This window comes from Variovorax sp. LARHSF232 (assembly GCF_052871435.1).
Window position 1 is genome coordinate 1 of sequence record NZ_JBIXJS010000026.1, and the last position, 1,304, is coordinate 1,304.

Consider the following 1,304-nt stretch of genomic DNA (forward strand, 5'->3'; position numbering starts at 1 on the left):
CGAGGCGCTGCTGATGGCCGGCTCCGACGCGCTCAAGGCCACCTACCTGGAGAAGCTGGTCACGGGCCAATGGACCGGCACCATGAACCTGACCGAGCCGCAGGCCGGCAGTGACCTCGCCCTGGTGCGCAGCCGCGCCGAGCCGCAGGCCGACGGCAGCTACAAGGTCTTCGGCACCAAGATCTTCATCACCTACGGCGAGCACGACATGGCGCAGAACATCGTGCACCTGGTGCTGGCCCGCGTGGCCGGCGCGCCCGAAGGCGTGAAGGGCATCAGCCTGTTCATCTGCCCCAAGTTCCTGGTCAACCAGGACGGCTCGCTGGGCGCGCGCAACGATGTGCATTGCGTGAGCATCGAGCACAAGCTGGGCATCAAGGCCTCGCCGACCGCGGTGCTGCAGTACGGCGACCATGGCGGCGCCGTGGGCTACCTGGTGGGCCAGGAGAACCGCGGCCTGGAGTACATGTTCATCATGATGAACTCGGCGCGCTATGCGGTGGGCGTGCAGGGCATCGCGATTGCCGAGCGCGCCTACCAGCACGCGGTGGCCTATGCCAAGGAGCGCGTGCAGAGCCGCCCGGTGGATGGCTCCATCAACGCCAGCGCGCCGATCATTCACCACCCCGACGTCAAGCGCATGCTGATGACCATGCGCGCGCACACCCAGGGCTGCCGCGCCATGGCCAGCGTGGCCGCCGCCGCCTATGACGCGGCGCACCACCATCCGGATGCCGACATGCGCAAGCAGAACCAGGCCTTCTACGAATTCATGGTGCCGCTGGTCAAGGGCTACAGCACCGAGATGAGCCTGGACGTGGCCTCGCTGGGCGTGCAGGTGCACGGCGGCATGGGCTTTATCGAGGAAACCGGCGCGGCGCAGTACCTGCGCGACGCCAAGATCCTGACCATCTACGAAGGCACCACCGCGATCCAGGCCAACGACCTGGTGGGCCGCAAGACGGCGCGCGACGGCGGCCAGGCGGCCAAGGCCATCGCCGCGCAGATCGAGAAGACCGAAGGCGAGCTGGCCGCGCAGGGTGGCGATGACGCGAAGGCCGTGCTGAAGAACCTGCGCGCCGCACGCGAGGCCTTCGTGAAGATCGTCGACTTCGTCGCCGGCCAGACCAAGGCCTCGCCCAACGCTGTGTTCGCCGGCAGCGTGCCCTACCTGCTGGCGGCCGGCAAACTGGTGGCGGGCTGGCAGCTGGCGCGCTCGCTGCTGGTGGCGCAGGAGCTGGCCGCCAAGGGCACGGACGTGCCATTCATGAAGGCCAAGATCGCGACCGCGCGCTTCTATGCCG

1 protein-coding gene is annotated in these 1,304 nt (G+C 68.2%); it reads left to right on the forward strand.

Annotation, left to right across the window (positions count from 1 at the left end):
• The coding region (locus ACIPRI_RS26665) for an acyl-CoA dehydrogenase (protein WP_446624523.1) at nucleotides 1-1,304 on the forward strand (1,304 nt) is incomplete at both ends.